This window comes from Rhizobium sp. RU36D, from assembly GCF_900176345.1.
Taxonomy (GTDB): Bacteria; Pseudomonadota; Alphaproteobacteria; order Rhizobiales; family Rhizobiaceae; genus Allorhizobium.
The window spans coordinates 1-2,249 of record NZ_FWXU01000066.1 but is presented as its reverse complement, the minus strand read 5'-3'; the positions used below and the strand labels follow the sequence as shown (position 1 = coordinate 2,249).

Genomic DNA, 2,249 nt, shown 5'->3' with positions numbered 1-2,249 from the left:
CAAGGGTGTACCTGCTAGGGCTTGGCGTTTCGCAAACAATTCCCCTGTTCGCCGCGATGGTGGCGGCTATTGGTTGAGGGCTTCGTGACATGACGACAGCAAACGGCATTTTGGACAATTCAGCCCTCGCAGACATTCTTGCCGGGGATGATAATGCCCCCTTTCGCCGCAGGACGCGCGGCCCAGGTGCGGCATACGGGCTGATGCAAAAACTGCGACTTGGTCGCCCATGCATTGTGGTTGTCAATGGCGACAGCACAAGCACTCTTGCCGGCGGGACTGCCACGTCCAATTCAAGCTGGCTTTACCGCCTTTTTGCCGACCACATTGCCCCGCTGTTTCCTGAAGTCAGCTTCGTGATGTACTCGAGTTTCAACACCGGGACCGGAGCTTACGACGTCACAACAACGATCCAAACCGGGTCTGGAGCCAACACCTGCTCGATCTACAACGCGTCAATCGGCGGCAGTATCCCGACGTTCCTGTATGGCGGCAACTACTTCTTCGAGGCTTATAAGCCTTCGGCGATATCTGCTGATTTGATCATCTACAACCACGGCTTCAATATCCAGACAGGAGCGGGCGACCGCTTCTCGCTTGCAACCTACATGCTTGGTGCGCTTGACGAGTTACACGCCTTACACCCGGAAGCAGGTATTATCGTTGTGGCGCAGAACCCACGATCTTCCGACACAGCCTCCAGCACGCAGCTTTATCGGGCGCAGCAGCTAGTTGCGCAGTGGAAGAATGCCGACCTGCTGCATGCCTACGATGTGTTCTGGGATGCCGGAAGGCCTGCAGGTTGGTATTATGACGCAACGCATCCTTCAGCCGACCAGGGTTCGCCAGCCATTGCCGAGGCGGCATTCGACCTATGTCTGAATGTAGGTTCGCAGCGCAATTCAGTGGCGCCAACCATCGTCCGTCGCAGTGGCGAAAACATCCTATCGAACGGAAAATTTGATACTTTCTCCGGCGGTGCTGCCACGGGCTGGACCGCGACGAACTGCACGTTGACAGAAGATACGTCAGACTTTGAAACAGGATCGCGAGCGCTGGTGATGACGTGCTCGTCTGACGCGGCGGCCTACATCGAGCAGACGATCACGGGCAACCCACTGAAGGCTCTTTCAGGCAAATTTGTCACTGTTGCAGCACGCTTCAGGATACGGACGAGCAGCCACAACAACGCAGGCATTATCGGGATCAATCGCTCGGGCGCGACAGAGCAGCGCTCGGCACGTCTTGCCGGCACAGATGGTCGGGGCAAATATGTTTGGCGGTGCGTTGGTATAAACCTGCCGAAGATTACAGACACTGGCGTTGGTGTGGTTGTCAGGCTTTATGCGGCCGAGGCGGCAGGGATTGGCGTTAGCGCAAATGGTGCAGCGGTGGCCGTTGACCGCGTTGTAATGGTTCCTGGCTACCAGCCGTTCGACACGGTCTAGCCGCTACGATGGCGGTCGCTCAACCTTTGGCGCCCTCTTCGGGGCGCTTTTTCACCACTGATTATCTTCCCATTCTTCATATGTCTGGGGGTCAGCGCTGTATTCCCACTTGCCGTTCGGCAGACGGCGGCGCCACAGCTGCCCCGGCGGTAGCGAGAATACCTTTATGGCGTCCTGAACCGGCCAGAACGGGAACTGTGCCTTATGCCATACATCTAGGTTCTGCTGATCTGTGGCGCGCCTTGCCCAGTACATTCCTATGATCATGGTGATAATGCCGATCGCGGCTGACACCTTCAAAAGGATATGCGTTTCATGACTAATCACGTCAGAATCTAGCGCATATATCGATGAAATAGCCAGGATGAGGCCAACAGCAGATGCAATGGACGATGATTGTTTAGATGCCATGACCTGTCCCCTCGATTATTGCCGCACGCCAAAGTGGCCTGTGCTCGCTATCATTGCACCGATTATTGCAGGCGTACAGCGGCCTTGCTTTTAACGATCACGCGACCTCTGATGGAGGCTGTCGGGGGATGCGTCATCCCCGCACTATTCCCTCGCCAGTCGCTTGGCTCTTTGCTTCTTAACCACGCCGTATGTGAGTGAGGCGCAGATCATTCCCACGAAAAGCAGTATTGCGACAGGCATAACTGCTATGACTAAAAGACGTTCTTTCATAGTGATTGTCCACAATCCGCGCCATCCTAACGCCTACCTCAAAAGGGAGCCAGCGGCGCAATCTACGATCAGCACGCGTACTTGGCCAGAGAGTATATCCCCAACGCCCTCACATCA

Annotated in this window: 2 protein-coding genes; one reads left to right on the top strand and one right to left on the bottom strand. The window is 55.7% G+C overall.

Annotated elements, in window-relative coordinates:
• Positions 1-89: 89 nt before the first annotated feature.
• A complete protein-coding gene (locus B9A97_RS29160; protein WP_084369328.1) occupies positions 90-1,448 on the top strand; it encodes an SGNH/GDSL hydrolase family protein in 1,359 nt (452 codons plus the stop codon).
• A 51-nt stretch (positions 1,449-1,499) separates the two neighbouring features.
• Here B9A97_RS29160 and B9A97_RS29155 read toward each other — a convergent pair whose 3' ends face one another.
• Positions 1,500-1,859, bottom strand: a complete 360-nt coding sequence (locus B9A97_RS29155; RefSeq protein WP_143530776.1) for a hypothetical protein — start codon at positions 1,857-1,859, stop codon at positions 1,500-1,502.
• Positions 1,860-2,249 lie beyond the last annotated feature (390 nt).